At 65.3% G+C, this 22,571-nt stretch carries 17 protein-coding genes; 6 read left to right on the forward strand and 11 right to left on the reverse strand.

Annotation, left to right across the window (positions count from 1 at the left end; all coding sequences use genetic code 11):
• Nucleotides 1-103: 103 nt before the first annotated feature.
• On the forward strand, nt 104-2,233 hold the full coding sequence (locus tag UP06_RS03570) for a methyl-accepting chemotaxis protein (protein WP_082081216.1): 2,130 nt from the start codon (nt 104-106) through the stop codon (nt 2,231-2,233).
• 12 nt (nt 2,234-2,245) lie between these two features.
• On the opposite strand, the gene guaB is transcribed toward UP06_RS03570, so the two are convergent.
• On the reverse strand, nt 2,246-3,736 hold the full coding sequence (guaB, locus tag UP06_RS03575; protein WP_045000518.1) for an IMP dehydrogenase: 1,491 nt from the start codon (nt 3,734-3,736) through the stop codon (nt 2,246-2,248).
• Nucleotides 3,737-4,140: 404 nt separating this feature from the next.
• On the opposite strand from guaB, the gene UP06_RS03580 reads away from it, so the two are divergent.
• Nucleotides 4,141-5,631, forward strand: coding sequence for an MFS transporter (locus UP06_RS03580; protein WP_045000520.1), 1,491 nt, complete (start codon nt 4,141-4,143; stop codon nt 5,629-5,631).
• 157 nt (nt 5,632-5,788) lie between these two features.
• Here UP06_RS03580 and UP06_RS03585 read toward each other — a convergent pair whose 3' ends face one another.
• Complete coding sequence (locus UP06_RS03585; RefSeq protein ID WP_045000522.1) at nt 5,789-6,475, reverse strand: RlmE family RNA methyltransferase; 687 nt, start codon at nt 6,473-6,475, stop codon at nt 5,789-5,791.
• Nucleotide 6,476: 1 nt separating this feature from the next.
• Nucleotides 6,477-7,550 (reverse strand): Ppx/GppA phosphatase family protein, encoded by a 1,074-nt coding sequence (locus tag UP06_RS03590; protein WP_045000524.1) that lies wholly within the window; start codon nt 7,548-7,550, stop codon nt 6,477-6,479.
• 212 nt (nt 7,551-7,762) lie between these two features.
• Here UP06_RS03590 and UP06_RS03595 point away from each other — a divergent pair, with 212 nt between their 5' ends.
• Nucleotides 7,763-10,135: a xanthine dehydrogenase family protein molybdopterin-binding subunit gene (locus tag UP06_RS03595; RefSeq protein WP_045000526.1), complete on the forward strand. Its 2,373-nt coding sequence runs from the start codon at nt 7,763-7,765 to the stop codon at nt 10,133-10,135.
• Between the two features lie 156 nt (nt 10,136-10,291).
• On the opposite strand, the gene UP06_RS03600 is transcribed toward UP06_RS03595, so the two are convergent.
• The gene (locus UP06_RS03600) at nt 10,292-11,092 is read right to left on the reverse strand and encodes a hotdog family protein (RefSeq protein WP_045000528.1); all 801 of its coding nucleotides are present in this window, start codon (nt 11,090-11,092) and stop codon (nt 10,292-10,294) included.
• 155 nt (nt 11,093-11,247) lie between these two features.
• Here UP06_RS03600 and UP06_RS03605 point away from each other — a divergent pair, with 155 nt between their 5' ends.
• Genes UP06_RS03605 through UP06_RS03615 form a run of 3 tightly spaced genes read left to right on the forward strand, consistent with a single transcriptional unit; the run spans nt 11,248 to nt 14,642 of the window.
• Nucleotides 11,248-11,745 carry a YaiI/YqxD family protein gene (locus UP06_RS03605; protein WP_045000530.1) on the forward strand — a complete coding sequence of 166 codons (498 nt, stop codon included), beginning with the start codon at nt 11,248-11,250 and terminating at the stop codon, nt 11,743-11,745.
• A gap of 8 nt (nt 11,746-11,753) precedes the next feature.
• Entirely contained in the window at nt 11,754-13,559 is a 1,806-nt protein-coding gene (locus tag UP06_RS03610; protein ID WP_045000533.1) for an ABC-F family ATP-binding cassette domain-containing protein, read from the forward strand.
• Between the two features lie 3 nt (nt 13,560-13,562).
• The gene (locus UP06_RS03615) at nt 13,563-14,642 is read left to right on the forward strand and encodes a D-TA family PLP-dependent enzyme (protein WP_045000535.1); all 1,080 of its coding nucleotides are present in this window, start codon (nt 13,563-13,565) and stop codon (nt 14,640-14,642) included.
• A 100-nt stretch (nt 14,643-14,742) separates the two neighbouring features.
• Here UP06_RS03615 and UP06_RS03620 read toward each other — a convergent pair whose 3' ends face one another.
• The 7 genes from UP06_RS03620 to UP06_RS03650 all read right to left on the reverse strand — a co-directional run bounded on the left by UP06_RS03620 (nt 14,743) and on the right by UP06_RS03650 (nt 22,553).
• The gene (locus UP06_RS03620) at nt 14,743-15,963 is read right to left on the reverse strand and encodes a BaiN/RdsA family NAD(P)/FAD-dependent oxidoreductase (protein ID WP_082081217.1); all 1,221 of its coding nucleotides are present in this window, start codon (nt 15,961-15,963) and stop codon (nt 14,743-14,745) included.
• A complete protein-coding gene (locus UP06_RS03625; RefSeq protein ID WP_045000539.1) occupies nt 15,960-16,877 on the reverse strand; it encodes an SDR family NAD(P)-dependent oxidoreductase in 918 nt (305 codons plus the stop codon). The genes UP06_RS03620 and UP06_RS03625 overlap by 4 nt, the downstream gene beginning before the upstream one ends.
• 222 nt (nt 16,878-17,099) lie before the next feature.
• Complete coding sequence (locus UP06_RS03630) at nt 17,100-17,579, reverse strand: MaoC family dehydratase (protein ID WP_045000541.1); 480 nt, start codon at nt 17,577-17,579, stop codon at nt 17,100-17,102.
• A complete protein-coding gene (locus UP06_RS03635; protein WP_045000543.1) occupies nt 17,580-19,298 on the reverse strand; it encodes an AMP-binding protein in 1,719 nt (572 codons plus the stop codon).
• Between the two features lie 110 nt (nt 19,299-19,408).
• Nucleotides 19,409-20,305, reverse strand: coding sequence for a 3-hydroxyisobutyrate dehydrogenase (mmsB, locus tag UP06_RS03640; protein ID WP_045000545.1), 897 nt, complete (start codon nt 20,303-20,305; stop codon nt 19,409-19,411).
• A 26-nt stretch (nt 20,306-20,331) separates the two neighbouring features.
• A complete protein-coding gene (locus tag UP06_RS03645; RefSeq protein ID WP_245305393.1) occupies nt 20,332-21,411 on the reverse strand; it encodes an enoyl-CoA hydratase/isomerase family protein in 1,080 nt (359 codons plus the stop codon).
• Nucleotides 21,408-22,553: an isobutyryl-CoA dehydrogenase gene (locus tag UP06_RS03650; RefSeq protein ID WP_045000550.1), complete on the reverse strand. Its 1,146-nt coding sequence runs from the start codon at nt 22,551-22,553 to the stop codon at nt 21,408-21,410. Before UP06_RS03650 ends, UP06_RS03645 begins: the two co-directional genes overlap by 4 nt.
• Between the last annotated feature and the right edge of the window lie 18 nt (nt 22,554-22,571).

The raw sequence follows: 22,571 nt of genomic DNA on the forward strand, positions 1-22,571 counted from the left end.
TAGGAGGAGCCTCGCGCCGAAGCAAACTCTTGGTCAATTAAGGCTTTGGTCGCGATTGCGAACTAAAATTACGCAGCGATTTCACGACCAAAGAGCCTATCCGGTGCCAGAGCTTTCCCTGCCGTCTGACCATTCCTCCAAGATCGGCGCGAAGGGCGGCATCAGCCTGCGCTGGCGCGTCCTGGCAGGCAATCTGATCACGAGCCTCCTGGCCGTAGCCTTCGCCGGGGCGGTCGCCTGGGGCGGATGGGGCGATCTGCGTAGCCGAGAGGCGGCCGCGCGCTCGCTGACCGCCTTCGAGCTGATCATGAAGGCCAACAGCCTCATTCCGGTCGAACGCACCGCTTGGTTCGCGGTTGCGACCCCGGCCGACCCAGCCACACCCGAGAAGCTGTCCGCCCTCGACAAGACCATCGCCAACACGGATGCCGCCATCAGCGTAGCCAAGGCGGCGGTTCGCGCGGCTGAGCTGCCAGCCAGGTCGATCGAAGCAGCCGAACAGGCGTTGCTGCAGACTCGCAGCGCCGGACGCCAGGCGGTGGTCCTGCCCAAGCAGCAACGCCCCGCCGACAGCCAGACGGCGATCGTGGATGGACTTGCGCGCGCCGTCGACGCTCTCACTGCGGCGACAAGCGAAGCATTGATCAGCCTGTCGCACACCGGCAGCGACATCGAGAATCTCCTGCCGTCGGCGGAACTGGCGCAAAGTGCGCAGAGCATGCGCGCCATCAATGGCGCACGTGCCGCCGTGCTCGGCCTGTTCGCCCGCAATCAGCCCTTGTCGCCGGCCCAGCGCGTCGACGTGACCGAGTTGACCGGCCAGATCGCGCTGATCTGGAAGCAGATCGAGCAGGGAGTTCACAATGCCGGAGATGCGCCGGCGCTGGTGACCGTCTTCAGCCAGGTGCGCACGACAATGATCACTGAAGCGGAGCCACGGTTCCGGGAGGTGGTCGCAGCAGCCCGCGAGGGCCGCCCCTGCCCGGTCAGCGAGGCCGAGTGGCCCGGCTGGATCAGTCGTGTCCTGAACAGCGTGCTGGGTCTGCGGGACGCCGCCTTGGCCTTTGCTCACGAGGCCAACGACGCTGCGATTGCACAGGCGCAGATGCGGCTGACCTGGGCGCTCGCGGCCCTGCTGGTCGTGCTGATCGCCTCGGTCGCCGTCGTCATCGCCGTGATGCGCCAGGTGATCGGTCCGCTGGTGCGGCTGACCGGAGCGACGCTGCGGCTTGCCGACGGCGAACTCGACGTTGCAATCCCCGACGGCCATCGCAAGGACGAGATCGGCACCATGGCCAATACGTTGCAGATCTTCAAGGACGCGCTGGTCGCGAAAAAGCTCGCCGACGAGGATGCTGCCCGTAACGCCGAAGCGCAGATCGAGCGCGGCCGCCGCGTCAACGTCATCACGCGCGATTTCGAGACCGTGATCGGCGAGATCGTGAGCACAGTGTCGTCGGCAGCCACCAAGCTCGAGGGTTCGGCAGGCACCTTGAACACGACAGCCGATCGCTCGCAGACGCTGACGACGGCCGTCGCGGCTGCGTCCGAGGAGGCATCCGCCAACGTGCAATCGGTCGCTTCCGCGACTGAAGAGCTCACATCGTCGGTCAACGAGATCAGCCGGCAGGTCCAGGAATCAGCGCGCGTGGCCGGCGATGCCGTCGAGCAAGCTCGCCGCACCAATGAACGCGTCGGCGAACTGTCGCAGGCGGCCAGCCGGATCGGCGACGTCATCGAGCTCATCAACTCGATTGCAGGCCAGACAAATCTGCTCGCGCTGAACGCGACCATCGAGGCCGCGCGCGCCGGCGATGCCGGCCGCGGCTTCGCGGTGGTCGCTTCGGAGGTAAAGGCGCTGGCACAGCAGACCGCGAAGGCGACCGAGGAAATCCATCAACAGATCGGAAGTGTCCAAACGGCGACGCAGGAGTCCGTCGGCGCCATCAGGGCGATCAGCGAGACGATCGGGAGACTGTCGGAAATCTCCTCGACGATTGCCGCAGCCGTCGAGCAACAGGGCGCAGCCACGCAGGAAATTGCACGAAACGTTCAGCAGGCAGCGCACGGCACCCAGCAGGTCTCCGCCAACATCAACGACGTCCAGCAGGGCGCCAGCCAGACCGGCTCGGCCTCGTCCCAAGTACTGACCGCCGCCCAATTGCTCGCCTCGGACTCGAGCCGCCTCAAGCTAGAGGTCGGGAAATTTCTCGAGGCCGTGCGCGCGGCCTGAGGCTGCGCGGGACTAACCCCCGCCCGGATAGTTCGGGGCCTCACGCGTGATGGTCACGTCGTGGACGTGGCTTTCGCGCAGGCCCGCGCCGGTGATGCGGACGAACTGCGCCTTGTTGTGCAGCTCGGTAAGGTCGCGGGCACCGACATAACCCATCGCGGCGCGCAGGCCGCCTGCGAGCTGGTGCATGACGTTGCCGACCGGGCCCTTGTAAGGCACCTGGCCCTCGATGCCCTCGGGCACGAGCTTGAGCGTGTCCTTGATGTCCTGCTGGAAGTAGCGGTCGGCCGAACCGCGCGCCATCGCGCCGACCGAGCCCATGCCGCGATAGGCCTTGTAGGAGCGGCCCTGCCACAGGAACACTTCGCCGGGCGTTTCGTCGGTGCCGGCGAGCAGCGAGCCGACCATGGCGATGTCGGCGCCGGCGGCGAGCGCCTTGGCGAGATCGCCGGAGAACTTGATGCCGCCGTCGGCGATGACGGGAATGTCGGCCTTCTTCGCCGCCTCGACCGCATCCATGATCGCGGTGAGCTGCGGCACGCCGACGCCGGCGACGATGCGCGTGGTGCAGATCGAGCCCGGGCCGATGCCGACCTTGATGCAATCGGCGCCCGCGTCGATCAGCGCCTGCGTACCTTCCGCAGTCGCGACGTTGCCGGCGACGACCTGTACCGAATTGGAGAGACGCTTGATGCGGTTCACGGCGTGAAGCACGTGGCGGGAATGGCCGTGCGCGGTGTCGACGACGACGAGGTCGACGCCGGCATCGATCAGCCGCTCGGTACGCTCGAAGCCGGTATCGCCGACGGTGGTCGCAGCGGCAACGCGCAAGCGGCCTTGCGCGTCCTTGCAGGCGAGCGGATGGGCGACCGCCTTCTCCATGTCCTTCACGGTGATCAGGCCGACGCAGCGATACTGCTCGTCGACGACCAGCAGCTTTTCGATGCGGTGCTGATGCAGCAACCGCCGGGCTTCGTCCTGGCTGACATTTTCGCGCACCGTGACGAGATTTTCGTGCGTCATCAGCTCGGAGATTTTTTGCTGACGATTGGTCGCAAACCGCACGTCGCGGTTGGTGAGGATACCGACCAGCTTGCCCGGTATAGACTTAGCGGCGCCGGTGACGACGGGAATGCCGGAGATGCCGTGATCGCTCATCAGCTTGAGCGCGTCGTCGAGCGTCGCTTCAGGGCTGATGGTGAGCGGATTCACCACCATGCCCGACTCGAATCTTTTGACCTGCCGCACCTGGGCGGCCTGCCCTTCGGGATCGAAATTGCGATGGATGACGCCGATGCCGCCGGCCTGCGCCATGGCGATCGCCATGCGGGCCTCAGTGACGGTGTCCATGGCTGAGGCCATGATCGGGATGTTGAGCGGGATGGCGCGGGTGACGCGGGAGCGGATGTCGACCTCGCCCGGCATGACGTCCGACAGGCCCGGCTTCAACAGCACGTCGTCGAATGTAAAGGCTTCGCGGATGCCTTGTTGCACCGTGGCCATATGCCAACTCCTTCCTGCGGCGATGCCGCAAATAGCTATGGATGAGCGCCGCCTGCGGCGTGCCTTGCGGCATCGCCGGAGAATCGGAGCCCATCGGTGGGGTTGACGCGGGTCGATAGCACGGCCGGATGACGAATCAAAGCAATTCGGACCGCTGGCCAGCCATGCACAGGCTTTTTAAGTAAATTCAGCGTGGAAAGCCCGGCGGCGGACCACCCATTGTCATTCCGTAGCGGCCTCCGGGCTCAATGGATTCCGGGCTCGCGCCAAGAGGCGCGCCCTGGAATGACGGGGGAGCGAGCGCAGGATTTAGGTGCTATGCGTCGATCCGCAATGGTCCCCGCCGGGCGGCGGTGATAAGCCGCAATTCCACCCCTCCTTCCGATTTTCATTACCAATCCGTCATGGTCGACAAGCAACGCGTCATTCCGCTGATCGTAGCCACTGCTCTGTTCATGGAGAACATGGACTCGACGGTGATCGCCACCTCGCTGCCGGCGATCGCGGCCGATATCGGCACCAGCCCGCTGACGCTCAAGCTCGCGATCACCTCCTACCTGCTGTCGCTTGCGGTGTTCATCCCGGCGAGCGGCTGGACCGCCGACCGCTTCGGCGCGCGCATGGTGTTCGCGATCGCCGTCGGCGTCTTCATGGTCGGCTCGGTCGGCTGCGCCCTCTCGACCTCCGTCACCGACTTCGTGTTCGCGCGCATCCTGCAGGGCATGGGCGGGGCGATGATGACGCCGGTCGGGCGCCTGGTGTTGCTGCGCTCGGTCGACAAGAGCGCGCTGGTCAATGCGATGGCCTGGGTGACGGTCCCGGCCATGATAGGTCCCGTGATCGGTCCGCCGCTCGGCGGCTTCATCACGACTTACGCGTCGTGGCACTGGATCTTCCTGATCAACATTCCGATCGGGCTGCTCGGCATCTTCATGGCGCTCCGCTTCATCGATCCCATCAAGAGCGAGGAGCCGGAGCCGTTCGATCTCTACGGCATGGTGCTCGCAGGCCTCGGGCTTGCCGGCATCGCGTTCGGACTGTCGGTCGCCGGCCTCAATCTGCTGCCCTGGAGCACGATCGCCGCACTGGTCGTGGGCGGATCGATCGCGATGACGCTCTATGTGCTTCACGCGCGGCGAACGGGATCGCCGGTGCTCGACTTCTCGCTGCTGAATCTCGCCACGCTGCGCGCAGCCGTTCTCGGGGGATTCCTGTTCCGTCTCGGCATCGGTGCGTTGCCGTTCCTGCTGCCGCTGCTGATGCAAATCGGCTTCGGTCTGTCGCCGTTCCATTCCGGCCTCGTCACCTTCGGCTCCTCGCTCGGTGCGATGGGCATGAAGACGCTGGCGGCGCGGATCATCCGCACCTTCGGCTTCCGCAATCTGATGACGGTGAACGCGATCATCAGCGCGTTCTTCCTCGGCGTCTGCGCGCTGTTCACGGTGACGACGCCGCTGCTGATCATCTTGGTCATCCTGGTGGTCGGTGGCTTCTTCCGTTCGCTGGAGTTCACCGCGATCAACACGGTGGCCTATGCCGAGGTCGAGCCCCCGCAGATGAGCCGCGCCACCACGCTCGTCAGCGTCAACCAGCAGCTCGCGGTCTCGGCCGGTGTCGCCGTCGGCGCGGCGTCGGTGGAGACGACGATGTGGCTCAGCCATGTCAGCGAGCTCAATGCGACCGTGTTCGCGCCCGCTTTCGTGGTAGTCGCGCTGACCTCGGCGGCGTCGAGCTGGTTCTTCTGGCAGATGCCCGACGACGCCGGCCACGAGATTTCCGGCCGCAAGGCGGTGGAGATTTCCAGCCGCAAGGGCGCGGCCAAGAGCGCGGCGAGTGCGGCCGTCAAGGCGGCGGCGGAAGATACGCAGGACGCGCGGGATCAGCGGCTGGGGTAGGTTTACGCAAACGGCGCAACACACTGGCTGTCGTCCCGGCGAAGGCCGGGACCCATAGCCAACGACGGATGTGGTTACAGGGACTCGGAGTTACCGTTCTCGTGCAACAACTGCTCTCTGGGGTTATGGGTCCCGGCCTTCGCCGGGACGATGGCGGTTACGTCTTCACCTCGCCCCGAAATCCCGTCGCCAGCACGTAGCGCTCGGACGAATCCGCCCGGCTGGCGGCCGGCTTCACATGGCGCACGCTCGCGAAATCGCGCTTGAGCTGGGCGAGCAGCTCGGCGTCGGCACCGCTCTGGAATGCCTTGGCCAGGAACGTCCCGCCCGGCTTCAGCACGTCGCAGGCGAACGCCGCTGCGGTCTCGATCAGGCCGACGATGCGGAGCTGATCGGTCTTGCGGTGGCCGGTGGTGTTCGCGGCCATGTCGGACATCACGACGTCGGCGCCGCCGCCGAGCATGGCGTTGAGTTTGTCCGGGGCGTCGTTGTCCATGAAGTCGAGCTGCGCGAAGTCGACGCCGGCAATCTCGGGCATGTCCAACAAATCGATCGCGACGACCTTGCCCTTGCCGTCGATCGAGCCGACGCGCTTGGCGGCGATCTGGCTCCAGCCGCCCGGCGCAGCACCAAGATCGACCACAGCCATGCCGTGCTTCAGCAGGCGGTATTTGTCGTCGATCTCAAGCAGCTTGAACGCGGCGCGCGAGCGATAGCCGAGCGCCTTGGCCTTGACGACATAGGGATCGTTGAGCTGCCGCTCCAGCCAGAGCTTTGACGACAACTTGCGCTTGCCGCCGGTCTTGACCTGGACGTGCAAGCGGCCGGTGGTGTCCTTGGCCATCTCACCAGCTCCTGAGCGCGCCGTCCTCGCGCATCATCTCGACCAGCATGCCTTCGCGCAGGCCCCGGTCGGCGACGCGCAGGCGTGGCAGCGGAAAGGCGCGGCGGATCGCATCGAGGATGGCGCAGCCGGCCAGCACGAGGTCGGCGCGCTCGATGCTGATGCAGCTGTTGTTGGCGCGCTCCTCATAGCTCATGCCGAGCAGTTTGCTGATGGTCGCGGTGATGTCGGTATCGTTCATCCAGATGCTATCGATGCGGCGGCGGTCGTAGCGCGCGAGGTTGAGATGGATGCCGGCGAGCGTCGTCACGGTGCCGGAGGTGCCGAGCAGATGCATGTCGGTGAGATCGCCGCCATGCGCTTGCGCGAACGGCGCGACATGGTTGGCGACCTCCTGCTCCATCGCGGCATAGATCTCGGGCGTCACGTCGCGGCCGCCGAACTGTTCGGCCAGCGTCACCACGCCGAGCGGGATCGACATCCAGGCTTTGATCCGCGGTTCCGGATTCGTGGGATCGCGTTCGATCCGCACCAGCTCGGTCGAGCCGCCGCCGATATCGAACAGGATCGCGCCCCGTCCCCTCGGATCGACCAGCGGCGAGCAGCCGAGCACCGCCAGCGCCGCCTCGGTCTCACGGTTGATGACCTCGAGCTCGATCCCGGTCTCGGCAGCGACGCGGCTGCGGAAGCCTTCCGCGTTCGAGGCCGCGCGGCAGGCTTCGGTGGCGATCAGCCGGAGCCTTCGTGCTTTGCGCAGATTGATCTTGTCGCGGCAGATGCTGAGCGCGACGATGGCGCGCTCGATCGCGGCCTCGCTGATGCACCCCGTTGCCGAAACGCCCTCGCCGAGCCGGATGATGCGCGAGAAGGAATCGACCACGCGAAAGCCGTCGCTGGTCGGACAGGCGATCAGGAGCCTGCAATTGTTGGTGCCGAGGTCCAGCGCCGCGTAGACGCCGGTTCCCGGCGCTTGCGCGGCGACAGCCGGTTCGGGGGCCAACGCCACCGCCGCCATCGACCCCTCGAGCTCACCGTGCGGCGCAAGGCCGTCGCGGAGCCGCGTGTGGTCATTCATACAAAACTGTCTTTCCGCGGCCTAAGGGGCCGATCTGGAATTGCTTTTTCGCCTCAAACATTAGCAGCGCGGCAGGCCTGCGCAACAACGCATCACATGGGACCATGCCCATTCGTGCGTTGTCGTGAACGGGTCGGTGGGTTATCTGAAGGGACCCGGTTCCCCCAGGGCGCCCATAAAACGCGCAATTGCCGGCCTTTCAGGTCATTCCCATGCAAGAACACACCAAATCCTCGACGCTCGAAAACGCTATTGCACTGCAAAAATACGGCGTCGGGCAGCCGGTCCGCCGCAAGGAGGACGACACGCTGGTACGCGGCAAGGGCCGCTATACCGACGATTTCAACCTGCCCGGCCAGGCCTATGCCGTGGTCGTCCGCTCGACCCATGCCCATGGAATCATCCGTAGCCTCAACACCGACGCCGCCAGGGCGATGCCGGGCGTGCTCGGCGCGTGGACGGGCAAAGACCTCGATGCGGCCGGCTACGGCCCCTTCACCTGCGGCCTGCCGCTGAAGAGCCGTGATGGCTCGCCCCTGCTCCAGACCAACCGCCAGCCGCTCGCGACCGACAAGGTCCGCTTCGTCGGCGATCCCATAGCCTTCGTGGTGGCGGCAACGCTGGCGCAGGCGCGCGACGCCGCCGAGGCGGTCGAAGTCGACATCGAGCCGCTGCCGGCCGTGACCGACCCCGAGGAAGCCGCCCAGCCCGGCGCGCCGCTCCTCTACGACCACATCCCGAACAACGTCGCGCTCGACTACCACTATGGCGATATGGAGAAGGTGAACGCGGCGTTTGCCAGCGCCGCCCATGTCACCAAGGTCGACATCGAGAACACCCGCGTCGCCGTGGTCTCGATGGAGCCGCGCGTGGGACTGGCCTCCTACGACAAGACCACCGAGCGCTACACCATCCAGATGCCGACGCAGGGCGTCGCGGGCAACCGCGCCAACCTTGCCAAGAACCTGAGGGTCCCGAACGAGAAGGTGCGGATTCTCACCGCCAATGTCGGCGGCTCCTTCGGCATGAAGAACGTCAACTATCCCGAATACATGTGTATCCTTTACGCGGCCAAGGAATTGGGACGGCCCGTAAAGTGGCTCGACGAGCGCTCGACCAGCTTCCTCTCCGACAGCCACGGCCGTGCGCAAAAAATTCATGCCGAGCTTGCGCTCGATGCCGAGGGGCATTTCCTCGCGGCAAAGCTCTCGGGCTATGGCAATCTCGGCGCCTACATCACCGGTGTTTCGCCGGGGCCGCTCTCGCTCAACACAGGCAAGAACTTTTCCAGCGTCTACCGCACGCCGCTGATGGGCGTCGACATCAAGACGGTTTTGACCAACACCACACTGATGGGCGCCTATCGCGGCGCCGGCCGGCCCGAAGCCAACTACTACATGGAGCGGCTGATCGACCGCGCCGCCGACGAGATGGGCATCAACCGGCTGACGCTGCGCAAGCGCAACTTCATCAAGCCGAACCAGATGCCCTTCCCCGCCTCCTCCGGAGTCACCTATGACAGCGGCGACTTCCAGGCGGTGTTCAACAAGGCGCTGGACATCTCCGACCATGAGAACTTCGCCAAGCGCCGGAAAGAGAGCAAGAAGGCCGGCAAGCTGCGCGGCATCGCGGTCGGCTCCTATCTCGAGGTCACCGCGCCGCCGAGCCCCGAGCTCGGCAAGATCGTGTTCGATCCCGACGGCAGCGTGCAGCTCATCACCGGTACGCTCGACTACGGCCAGGGCCATGCCACGCCGTTCGCGCAGGTGCTTTGCGCACAGCTCGGCGTGCCCTTCGAGAGCGTCAAGCTCGTGCAGGGCGACAGCGACATCGTCCACACCGGCAACGGCACCGGCGGCTCGCGCTCGATCACGGCCACCGGACAGGCCATCGTGGAATCCTCGAAGCTCGTGATCGAAAAAGGCAAGCGCGCCGCCGCGCACATGCTGGAAGCGTCCGAGGCCGACATCGAATTCGCCGAAGGCAGTTTTACCATCGCCGGCACCGACCGCAGCATCGACATCATGGAGCTCGCCAAGCGCCTGCATGACGGCAAGACGCCGGACGGCGTGCCTGACAGCCTCGACGTCGACCACACCAGCGAGCCAGTGCCGTCGGCGTTCCCGAACGGCTGTCACGTCGCCGAGGTCGAGGTCGACCCTGACACCGGGCTGGTGCAGATCGTGCGCTACAGCGCGGTGAACGATTTCGGCACGGTGATCAATCCGCTGCTGGTCGAGGGTCAGCTCCATGGCGGCGTCGTCCAGGGCATTGGACAAGCGCTGATGGAGCACGTCCGCTACGACGAAAGCGGCCAGCCGATCACGGGCTCGCTGATGGACTACGCCCTGCCCCGCGCCGAGGACGTGCCGTTCATGGCGGTCGGCGACCACCCGGTGCCGGCCAAGAGTAATCCGCTCGGCACCAAGGGCTGCGGCGAAGCCGGCTGCGCCGGCAGCCTGTCGACCGTGGTGAACGCGGTGATCGATGCACTCTCCGAGTGCGGCATCAAGCACATCGACATGCCGCTGACGCCGGAGCGCGTCTGGCGCGCGATCCAGGACGCGAAAGGCAAGGCGGCGTAAGGGGCGCTCTTCCGCTTCGACAACACTAGCTGTCATCGCCCGCGAAGGCGGGCGATCCAGTACTCCGAGACATTTGTGATAGACCGCGAGGCCGCGGCGTACTGGATTCCCCGCCTTCGCGGGGAATGACAGCGAATGACGCGCTGTGCCCCTTCCCTACGCCGCCGCCTGCTCGCGCGGCTGGTAGATCGCGATGTGCTGGCAGTGCGCGAGCGGCGTCGTGCCGTTGGCGACGACCAGCGCGTCGAGCTCGACGAAGCGGTGGCCCTTCTTCTCGTAGTTCGCGGTGACTTTTGCCCGCGCGGTGATCTCGTCGCCCGCCTGCGCCGGCGACAGCAATTGCATGCGGCTGCCGACGTGAATCCACGGGCCCAGAATGGTGTTGTCGACCAGCACGCGGTTCATGACGCGCTGGATCAGGCCGGGATGGCCGAGCCCCTCGCGCGCAAAGATCGGATCGGCTTCCCGGATGTCGGCGAGATAGCCAGACGCGTCCTGCCCGGCCCAGCGGCGCGGCATCGTGCCGAGCCATTTGCCGACCTCGAAGATGGCCGGGCTGACCGGCTTGCGGTCGACCACGGCAGGGACCTCGACGTAGTCACCCAGCATAGCCGCAGGCGAGGCTGCCGACAGCGAGGCCGTCCCTGTGGCGCAGAGCTCGCTACGGCTGAAGACCTCGATCGTGAGCAGGCCATTGTGCTCGGTCGCATCGACATCGGCGGTCTCTCCGTCATAGACCGGCTTGGTGAATCGCGCCTCGATCAGACCGCGCGCGAGAAAATCGCGGCCCCAACGGGCGACCGGCACGTGCATCATGTAGGCGAAGACATCGACGCCCGGGACCAGCCCGCCGGAAAAGCCGAAGCGGCGCGCCACCGTGTCGTCATGCATCTTGTTTTCGGACTGCTTGGCGGTGTTGTAGGCCTCGACGCGGTAGGTTTCGAGCCGGTTCGGCATGGCTGCGCTTTCCCTAAGTTCTTGCCCTGTATTCTTGTTGTTTCGAGGCCGATCGTAGGCCCTGAGGAACCGGGGTCAATCCCCTCGCATTTGGCGCCCGAATGGGGTACCACGCGCGTGCTGCGGAACCGCTTCGCATGCCCCATTTACGGACAATGACGAACCCTCTCAGCACCACTCGCATCTATGTCGACGCCGACGCCTGTCCGGTCAAGGACGAGATTTATCGCGTCGCCGGCCGGCACGGCTTGCCCGTGAGCGTGGTCGCGGGCAATTTCATCCGCGTACCCCAGGATCCCCTGATCGAGCGCATCGCGGCCGGCGCCGGCATGGATGCGGCCGACGACTGGATCGCCGAACGCGCCGGGCCCGGCGATATCGTCATCACCGCGGATATCCCGCTCGCAAGCCGTTGCGTGAAGACCGGCGCCGACGTGATCGCGCCGAATGGAAAACCTTTCACGGAGGAGTCGATCGGGATGACGCTCGCGGTGCGCAATTTGATGACGGATTTGCGCTCTGCCGGCGAAGTGACCGGCGGTCCGCGATCGTTTGCACCGCGCGACCGCTCGACGTTCCTGTCGATGCTCGACCAAACCATCCGCCGCATCCAGCGCCGCAGCGCCGACCAGGCCGCAACAAGACAGGACTGAGACACCGCATGGCGCCACCGCTGATTCAACTACGCGATATCAAGCTGACCTTTGGCGGCACGCCGCTCCTGGCGGGCGTCGAGCTGTCGGTTTCGAACGGCGAGCGCGTCTGCCTGATCGGCCGCAACGGTTCCGGCAAATCGACGCTGCTCAAGATCGCCGCCGGCCTGGTCGAACCGGATGGCGGCAGCCGTTTCGTGCAGCCCGGCGCCACCATCCGCTACCTGCCGCAGGAGCCGGATTTTTCCGGCTTCTCCACCACGCTGGCCTATGTCGAGGCTGGCCTCAATGCCGGCGACGATCACTATCAGGCGCGCTATTTGATCGAACAGCTCGGTCTCAGCGGCGAAGAAGATCCGGCGCATGTCTCCGGCGGCGAAGCGCGCCGCGCCGCGCTGGCGCGCGTGCTCGCGCCCTCACCCGATATCCTGCTACTGGACGAGCCGACCAACCATCTGGATCTTCCGACCATCGAATGGCTGGAGGGCGAACTGGAGAGCCGCCGCTGCGCGCTGGTGATCATCAGCCACGATCGGCGCTTCCTGTCCAACCTGTCTCGCAGCACCGCCTGGCTCGACCGCGGCCAGATCCGGCAGATCGACCGCGGCTTCAGTGCCTTTGAGGCCTGGCGCGACGAGGTGCTCGCCGAAGAAGAGCGCGACCAGCACAAGCTCGACCGCAAGATCGTCAACGAGGAGCACTGGTTGCGCTACGGCGTCTCGGGCCGCCGCAAACGCAACGTCAAGCGGCTCGGCAATCTTCACGCGCTGCGCGACCAGCGCCGCGACTATCGCGGCGCAACGGGCAATGCCAACCTCGCGGCCGCCGAAGCCGACAAGTCCGGCAAGCTCGTCATCGAGGCCAAGAATATCAGCCGGTCCTACGGCGAGCGAAAGATCGTCGACGGCTTCTCGATCCGCGTCCAGCGCGGCGACCGCATCGGCATCGTCGGCCCGAACGGCGCCGGCAAGACCACGCTGATCGAGATGCTGACCGGCGGCAGCGCACCGGACAGCGGCAGCATCCGCCTCGGTGCCAACATCGAGATGGCGACGCTCGACCAGCATCGCGAAAGTCTCGATCCCAAGTCGACGCTGGCCGAGGCATTGACCGGCGGCCGCGGCGACCATGTCATGGTCGGCGGCAAGCCGAAGCATGTCGTCAGCTACATGAAGGACTTTTTGTTTGCCCAGGAACAGATGCGCACGCCGCTGGAGGTGCTTTCCGGGGGCGAGCGTGGCCGGCTCATGCTGGCACGCGCGCTGGCAAAGCCCTCCAACCTGCTGGTGCTGGACGAGCCGACCAACGACCTCGACCTCGAGACCCTCGACGTCCTCGAGGAAATGCTCGGCGACTACGAGGGCACCGTGATTCTGATCAGCCATGATCGCGATTTTCTCGACCGCGTGGTGACGTCGGTGATCGTGCCCGAGGGTAACGGACGCTGGCTCGAATATGCCGGCGGGTACACCGACATGCTGGCCCAGCGCGGCGCCGACGTGAAGCGCGCGACGGCGAAGGCCGCCGAAGAGAAGAGAGAGTCACGGTCAGTGACGCCTTCCAGAGTGACCAAACGACGACTGACCTTCAACGAGCAGCATGCGCTGGAGACGCTGCCCAAGACCATCGCCAAGCTGCAATCCGAAATCGCCAAGCAGCAGCGCTTCCTTGACGACCCCGATCTCTTCCGCAAGGATCGCAAGCGCTTCGACCAGGCCTCTGACGCTCTGACGAAGGCGCAAAAGGAATTGGCCGAGGCCGAGGACAAATGGCTGGAGCTCGAAGTGCTCCGCGAAGAGATAGAACAGGCTTAACCCATGACAACAAACCTCGCTGCCAAGATCGCCCGCGAATACGGCACGCCCTGCGCCGTCATCGACATGGACAAGGTCGAGCGCAACATCGCGCGCATCCAGAAGGCCTGCGACGACGCTGGTGTCGCCAACCGGCCGCACATCAAGACGCACAAGAACCCGACGATCGCGAAGATGCAGGTCGCGGGCGGCGCCAAGGGCATCACCTGCCAGAAACTCGGCGAAGCCGAGATCATGGCCAATGCCGGCATCGACGACATCCTGATCAGCTATAATCTGCTGGGCGAAGAGAAGATGGCGCGGCTTGGCGCCCTTCAGGCCAAGGCCAACATGACGGTGGCCGCCGACAATTCGACCGTCGTCGCCGGCCTGCCCAAAGCCGCCGCGGCCTCAGGCCGACCGCTGTCGGTCGTGGTCGAATGCGACACGGGGCGCAAGCGCGCGGGCGTCGAGACACCGGCCGAGGCGATTGCATTGGCGCGCGAGATCGCCGGATCCAAGGGACTCGAGTTCGCCGGCTTCATGCTCTATCCGACCGAGACCGGCTGGGCCGAAGCGCAGAGGTTTTACGACGAGGCGCTCGCCGGCGTGCGCGCGCACGGGCTCGATGCAAAAATCGTCTCCACCGGCGGCACACCGAACCTCGTCAACATCGGCAAGCTCAAGGGCGGCACCGAGCATCGCTTCGGCACCTATATCTACAACGACCGCATGCAGGTCGCCGCCGGCTCCGCCACCTGGGACGACTGCGCGCTGCATATCTACTCGACGGTGGTGAGCCGCGCCGCGCCCGAGCGCGGCATTCTGGACGCCGGCTCGAAGACGCTGACAACGGACACCGGCGGCCTCGACGGCCACGGCCTGATCCTCGAGCACCCCGAAGCCAAGATCGCGCGCTTTGCCGAGGAGCACGGCTTCCTCGACTTGTCCCGCAGCAACACGCGGCCGAATGTCGGCGACGTCGTGCGCATCGTGCCCAATCATGTCTGCGTCGTCGTCAACATGATGGACGAAGTCGTGATGGTGCGCGGCGAGGAGATCATCGGCACGCTGCCGGTGGCGGCGCGGGGCAAGCTGCGGTAAGGGTGCGCTCTCGTAGGGTGGGCAAAGCGAAGCGTGCCCACCATCGCGATCAACACAAGCGGTGACATGGTGGGCACGGCGCTTCGCGCCTTTGCCCACCCTACGATTTGGCTAGCCACGCCAAAACACCCCTGCCCGCAGCGGCCCCCGTCGCGAACGACGCTTGCAAGAGATAACCGCCAGTCGGCGCTTCCCAGTCCAGCATCTCGCCGGCTGCAAACGTGCCGGGCAATCGGCGCAGCATGAAGTGTTCGTCGAGTTCGCCGAACGTCACTCCGCCTGCGGTCGAGATAGCGCGGGCGATCGGCGCGACGCCGGTGAGCTGAACCGGAATCCCATTGATCAGCTCTGCGAGATCGGCCGGTGAGAACGAGGCCAGCGGCCGGCCGGATGCGATGGCGGCCTCTTGCATCAGGCCGATGCCGACCGGCGACACTTGCGCAGCCTTGCGCAGGAAATTTGCGAGTGATTGCTTGCCGCGCGTGCCCGACAGACGCGTCGTCAGCATGGCGACGTCGAGGTCGGGCCGCAATGCGATCGTAAGCCGCGCCTGCCCGACACTCAGCACCGCCTCGCGCAGCTCCGACGACAGCGCATAGATCGCGCCGCCCTCGATGCCGCTGCGGGTGATCATGGCTTCGCCGCGCACCGTGTGCGCACCGATCGTCAACGTCACGCCCTTGAGCGGCTGGCCCTCAAAACGATCTCGGAACACATCGGACCATGCGACCGTGAAACCGGAATTCGCCGGCCGCAGTTTTGAGATGGCAATACTCTTTGCCGCGAGGATATCGACCCAGCCACCGTCCGAGCCAAGCCGCGGCCAGCTTGCGCCACCAAGCGCGAGCACCGTGGCTTTGGCTTCAATCGCCCGTTGCCCTTCCGGGTTGCGAAACAGCAACCGTCCCTCTTCGTCCCATCCAGTCCAGCGATGGCGAAACGCAAACGCCACGCCGACAGCATCGAGCCGGCGCAGCCAGGCGCGCAGCAAAGGCGAAGCCTTGAACGCTTTTGGAAAGATACGGCCGCTTGTGCCGACGAAGGTTGGCTCGCCGAGCGCTTCGCTCCAGGCTCGCAAAGCGTCCGGTGAAAACGCCTCGATCGCGTCTTTCAGCTTTGGTGCCGCCTCGCGATAGCGCGCGAGGAATTGCGGCAACGGTTCACTGTGGGTGAGATTGAGCCCACCACGGCCAGCCATCAGGAATTTGCGACCCGCGGACGGCATGGCGTCGTAGAGGGTGACGCGGGCGCCGCCCTGCGCCAGCACCTCGGCCGCCATCAACCCGGCGGGACCGGCGCCGATGACGGCGACGTCCGTCAGAGCTTAACTCCCGCGCGCGCCGCGGCCTGTGCGACGTATTTCTGTGTCTGCTCGAACGCGCCCGTCAGCGCCTTGGCCTTCGACATGTCGCTGATCTCGGCAAAATGCGCGGCGACCGCATCCGGCGTCCATTCGGCCTCCGGCAGGTTGATGCCCTCGCTCTCCAAAATCTTGATCACGGCGAAGGACCCTGCGCCGGCGCCCATGATGGTGCGGGTGGGCGCGTCCTCGCTGAGCATATATTCGACCGCGGGCGTGATCGCGTTCGGCTTCATCAGTTGCAGCGCCTGCGGCGGCAGCAGCTCTTCAGTCATGCGGGTCGCCGCCGTCGGCGAGATGATGTTGACGCGGATGTTGGTCTTGCGGCCTTCTTCCGCGAGCACGTTCATCAGGCCGACCATGCCGGATTTCGCCGCGCCATAATTGGCCTGGCCGAAATTGCCGTAGAGGCCGGAGGATGACGTCGTCAGCACGATGCGACCGTAGTTGCGGTCGCGCATGCCGGCCCAGGCCGCCTTGCAGCAATAGAAGGTGCCGACGAGGTGCACGTCGAGCACCTTCTGGAAATCGGCGGCTTCCATCTTGCCGAACGACTTGTCGCGCAAAATGCCGGCATTGGCGCACATCAGGTCGACGCTGCCCCACTCCTTGGTGGCGCGCTCGACCATGGCCGTGACCTGCTCGAAATTCGAGACGTCGGCGCCATCGGCCATCGCGGTGCCGCCCGCTTTGCGGATCTCCTCGACCACGGCTTCCGCCGGCGAGAGCGAGCCGCCGCTGCCGTCGCGCGCACCGCCGAAATCGTTGACCACGACCTTGGCGCCGCGGCTCGCCAATCCCAGCGCATGCGCCCGTCCGAGGCCATTGCCCGCGCCGGTGACGATGGCGACGCGTCCGTCAAACCTGATTGCCATTGTGCTTCCTTTCTTCCTTCTCCCCTTGTGGGAGAAGGTGGCGCGAAGCGCCGGATGAGGGGTCTGTCTCAGCAGATGAGCGTGTGGAGAGAGACCCCTCACCCGGCTTCATCTCGCTTCGCTCGATTTCGCCACCCTCTCCCGCAAGGGGAGAGGGTGCACCGAGCGCGATTTGACAGACTTTTGAGCAGCGATGAAGCATCGGGTCAAGCCCGGCCAGACTTACGCGAAATAGGTCAAGCCCAGCCACTCCGCGACCAGCGCGGGCTTGTCCTCGCCCTCGATCTCCACCGTGACATTGGTGCGGGTCTGGAATTCGTTCGGCTTGCGCAGTTTGGCTTCAGCCAGCACGAAACGGCCGCGGACGCGCTTGCCTGAGCGGACCGGCGAGATGAAGCGCAGCTTGTCAAAGCCGTAATTCACACCCATCGTGGTGCCCGCGACCACCGGCATCACTTCATAGGACATGATCGACAACAGCGACATCGTGAGGAAGCCGTGCGCGATCGTGGTGCCGAACGCGGTCTCCTTCTTCGCGCGCTCGGGATCGACGTGGATGAACTGGTGATCCTCGATCACGTCGGCATAGGTGTCGATGCGAGGCTGATCGACCATGTGCCATGACGACACGCCGATCTCCTTGCCGATCATGGCCTGATAGGCATCGAGCGCAATCGGCGGTTTCTTCCAGACTTCGTTCACTTAGGTCTCACTCCGTGTTTTTGGCAGCTCCGGAAAATCCTCTTCCCGGAATTCGCGACCGCGCAAGGGATCGTTGCGGTCGTCGTCGCGCTCAAGCCGCCGCAGCTGCACGCGGCGGATTTTTCCCGAGATCGTCTTCGGCAGCTCGGTGACGATCTCGAGGCGGCGGATGCGCTTGAACGGCGCAAGGCGCGTGTGCAGGTGCTTGAAGATGGACAGCGCAGTCTCTGGTGTGCGCTCGGCGCCCGAGGTCAGCAGCACGAACGCCTTGGGGATGGCGAGCCGGATCGGATCGGGGCTCGGCACCACGGCCGCTTCGGCGACAAGCTCATGCTCGAGCAACACGCTCTCCAGCTCGAACGGACTGATACGGTAATCGGAGGATTTGAACACGTCGTCGGAACGGCCGACGAAGGTGAGATAACCGTCTTCGTCCGAGAACACGACGTCACCGCTGCGATAGAGCTCGCCTTCCGCGCCGGAGAGCTTGCCGTCGTCGCCCTGATAGCCCTGCATCAGGCCGGCGGGACGGTTCGCGCCCAGCAGCAGCGCCGCCTCGCCTTCCTTCGCGGGGTTGCCATCGGCATCGCTGACCTGCACGCGGTAGCCCGGCAGCGGGCGGCCCATCGAGCCGACCTTGATCTTCTGCCCCGGCGAGTTGCCGGCGAGCGCCGTGGTCTCGGTCTGGCCGTAGCCGTCGCGGATGGTGAGGCCCCAGGCGGCCTGCACCTGGTCGATCACCTCCGGATTGAGCGGCTCACCGGCACCGCAGACCTCGCGCAAGGTGACCTTGAAGGCCGCCAGGTTCTCCTGGATGAAGAGACGCCACACTGTCGGCGGTGCGCACAGCGTGGTGACGCCGCAGCGGCCGATGGTAGCGAGCAGGCCCTTCGCGTCGAAGCGCGGCTGATTGACCACGAACACCGTGGCGCCCGCATTCCAGGGCGCGAAGAAGCAGCTCCAGGCGTGCTTGGCCCAGCCGGGCGAGGAGATGTTGAGATGGACGTCACCGGGCTTCAGCCCGATCCAGTACATGGTCGAGAGATGGCCGACGGGATAGCTGCGTTGGCTGTGCAGCACCAGTTTTGGCTTTGCCGTGGTGCCCGAGGTGAAATAGAGCAGCATCGGGTCGTCGGCGTTGGTCGGTCCGTCCGGCGCAAAGCTCTCCGACGCCTTCACCGCATCATCATACGACAGCCAGCCATCGGAGGCGGCGCCGACCACGATGCGCACGACATTCTCTGCGCCGAGGCTTGCGAACTTCGCAACCTGATCTTGCGCTGCGACCACCGCCTTCGCCTTGCCGCGATCGAGCCGGTCGCGCAGTTCGTCGGCGGTGAGCAGCGTGGTGGCGGGGATGACAACGACGCCGAGCTTCATCGCAGCTAACATGGTCTCCCACAGCGGGACCACATTGCCGAGCAGAAGCAGCAGATGATCGCCGCGCTTCAGGCCCTGTGCGCGGAGGAAGTTTGCGACCTGATTGGAGCGGCGCGAGAGCGCCGCAAAGGACAGTTTTGTCTGCTTGTCCTGCGCGGCGTCGACGATCCAGAGCGCGGGCCGGTCCTTGCTCTCCGCATTCGCCGCCAGCTCGGCGTCGAACCAGTCGAGCGCCCAGTTGAAGGGAACCGGATCGGGCCAGCGGAAGTCTTTGACCGCTGTCTCGTATTCCGTGCGGTTGTGCAACAGAAACGCGCGCGCTTCCTGAAATGTCGTCATCCGGCTTCACCACGTTCACTGCCGTCATCCTGAGGAGCCGCGCAGCGGCGTCTCGAAGGATGGCCACAGATACCGTCTTTTCATCCTTCGAGGCTCGCTCCGCTCGCACCTCAGGATGACGGAGATCGAGCTAACTCCCTAACGTGCTTGATAATTCCGGAAAAATCCACCCCGCCCTGACCAGCCTTATCGAAGGCCTGATAAATCTCCTGCGCATGCTGGCCGAGCGGCGTCGCCGCGCCTGCAGCCTTCGCCGCGTCCTGCGCCAGCGTCAGATCCTTCACCATCAGGGCCGAGGCAAAGCCCGGCTTGTAGTCGTTGTTGGCGGGCGACGTCGGCACCGGTCCCGGCACCGGGCAATAGGTCGTCAGCGACCAGCACTGGCCTGACGAGGTCGATGCAACATCGAACAGTGCCTGATGCGAGAGGCCGAGCTTCTCAGCCAGCGCAAACGCCTCACTCACCGCGATCATGGAAATACCGAGGATCATGTTGTTGCAGATCTTTGCGGCCTGCCCCGCGCCATCGCCGCCGCAATGCACGATCTTCTTGCCCATGTTTTCGAGCACGGGCTTTGCCGCGGCAAATGCCTTGTCCTCGCCGCCGCACATGAAGGTGAGCGTCGCGCCCTTGGCGCCGCCGGTGCCGCCGGAGACCGGTGCGTCGACCGAGAGCACGCCGTTCTTGGAAGCGAGCGCATGCGCCTGCCGTGCGCTCTCGACGTCGATGGTGGAACTATCGATGATCAGCGCGCCCTTGGTCATGGCGGGAACCACCTCGTTCCAGACGCCGAGCACGTGCTTGCCGGCCGGCAGCATGGTGACGACGACATCGGCGCCTTTCACCGCGCCCGATGCGCTGTCGGCAATGCCAGCGCCGTCCGCCTTGGCTTGCGCGCGCGAGGCCTCGGCCAGATCGAAGGCCACCACCTTGTGGCCTGCCTTGACCAGATTGGCAGCCATCGGGCCGCCCATGTTGCCGAGACCGATGAATGCGATCGTGGCCATCTTGATGTCCTCCGCTTGTGACGTTGTTAGTTGAACTTCAATTCGTCGGCGCCAATCTCGGCGAGATATCGCGCAAGCATGTCCGGCGTCACGTCCTCGATGCGCGGCGGCGACCAGGTCGGATTTCGATCCTTGTCGATCACGGCGGCGCGCACGCCCTCGCGGAAATCGTCGCTGCGGAAGACCTCTAGCGCCGCACGATATTCGCGCACCAGGCATTCTTCCAGGCTCGACGTTTTGCGCGCGAGCCGCAACAGCTTCAGCGTCACCACCATACCGCGCGGCGATTTCTCGCCGAGAGTCTTCAGTGTGGCCATCGCGAATTCGGAGCCATCGCGCTTGAGCGCGGCAACGATGTCTTCCATGCGGTCGAAGCCGAACAGCGCATCGATCGTCATTTGCCTCAAAGCCACCGGACCCGCGGCATCGCCAGTGGCGAAGCTGTTGATGAGCTTGCTGACCTCCGTCGCGGTCACGCCAGCGCGAACTTTCGTCAGCGCCTCGCGCAGCTCCGGCCATTTGGCCGCCGGCACCACCGCGTCCGCAAATTTCGCGTGGATCGCATCCGGCCCGTTCATGGTCTGGCCGGTCAGGCCGAAATAAGTGCCGATCTCGCCGGGCGAGCGCGACAACAGCCAGGTGCCGCCGACGTCGGGGAAGAAGCCGAGCCCGACTTCCGGCATTGCCAGCTTGGTGCGATCGGTGACGACGCGATGGCTGGCGTGACCGGACAGGCCAACGCCGCCGCCCATCACCAGACCATCCATGAATGCGATGTACGGCTTCGGATACTTCGCGATCCGCGCATTCATGACGTATTCCTGGCGCCAGAACCGCGCGCCGAGATCACCGCCTTCGCGCGAGCTCTCCCAGAGACCGCGAATGTCGCCGCCGGCGCAGAGCCCGCGTTCGCCGGCACCTTCTAGCACCACCACGCTGACGGCAGGATCCGACTCAAACAAGCTGAGCGCGTCGTCGATGCCGATCGACATCTCCAGCGTCATGGCATTGATCGCCTTGGGCCGATTCAGCCGGATTATCCCAGCAGAGCCTTCACGGCCGACAATGAGGTCGCATTGAGCGGCCGCCACACTCGTTTCCATCATCGCGTGCCCTCGATCAGTTTGCGCGCCACGATGAGCCGCATGATTTCATTGGTGCCTTCGAGAATCTGGTGCACGCGCAGATCGCGCACGATCTTCTCGATACCGTATTCGCTTAAGTACCCGTAGCCGCCATGAAGCTGGAGCGCCTGGTTGGCAACCTCGAAGCCGGCATCGGTGCCGAAGCGCTTTGCCATCGCGCAGAGCATGGTGGCGTCCGGATCTTTGCGGTCGAGTGCGGCGGCAGCGCGCCACAGGAAGGTGCGCGCGGCCTCGAGCTCGATCGCCATGTCGGCGAGCTTGAATTGCAGGGCCTGGAATTCGTCGAGCCGCTTGCCGAAGGCCTTGCGCTCCTTCATGTAGGCGCGCGCCTTGTCCAGCGCGGTCTGCGCGCCGCCGAGCGAGCACGCCGTGATGTTGAGGCGGCCGCCGTCGAGGCCGGCCATCGCGATCTTGAAGCCGACGCCCTCCTCGCTCAGGCGATTGGCCACCGGCACGCGGGCATTCTCGAAGATCACGGCGCGGGTCGGCTGCGCGTTCCAGCCCATCTTGCGCTCGTTGGCGCCATAGGAGACGCCGGGCGTGTTGCCGTCGATGACGAGAGTCGAGATACCGCCGGGGCCGTCGCCGCCGGTGCGGACCATGGCGACCAACAGATCGGTGCCACCAGCGCCCGAGATGAACTGCTTCTGGCCGTTGAGGACGTAGTGGTCACCGTCGCGCACCGCACGGGTGCGCAGCGCTGCCGCGTCAGAGCCGGCGCCGGGCTCGGTGAGGCAATAGCTTGCGATCAGCTCCATGGTGCAGAGCTTTGGCAGCCATGTGTGGCGCTGGGTGTCGCTGCCATAGACATCGATCATCCAGGACGCCATGTTGTGGATGGAGATGAAGGCCGCGGTGGTCGGGCAGCCCGTCGCCAGCGCCTCAAAGATCAGCGCCGCGTCGAACCGCGTCATGGCAGAGCCGCCGACATCGTCGCGAATGTAGATGCCCCCCATACCGAGCGTAGCCGCTTCGCGCATCACGTCGACGGGAAAGTGCTTTTCCTCGTCCCAGCGCAGCGCATGCGGCGCGATCTTTTCCGCCGCAAACGCCAACGCCATGTCGCGAATTGCGACCTGATCTTCGTTCAGAGCGAACTGCATTATCGCCTCGCTCTTGAG

The sequence above is a fragment of the Bradyrhizobium sp. LTSP857 genome (genome assembly GCF_000938285.1).
In the GTDB taxonomy this organism is placed as follows: Bacteria; Pseudomonadota; Alphaproteobacteria; order Rhizobiales; family Xanthobacteraceae; genus Bradyrhizobium.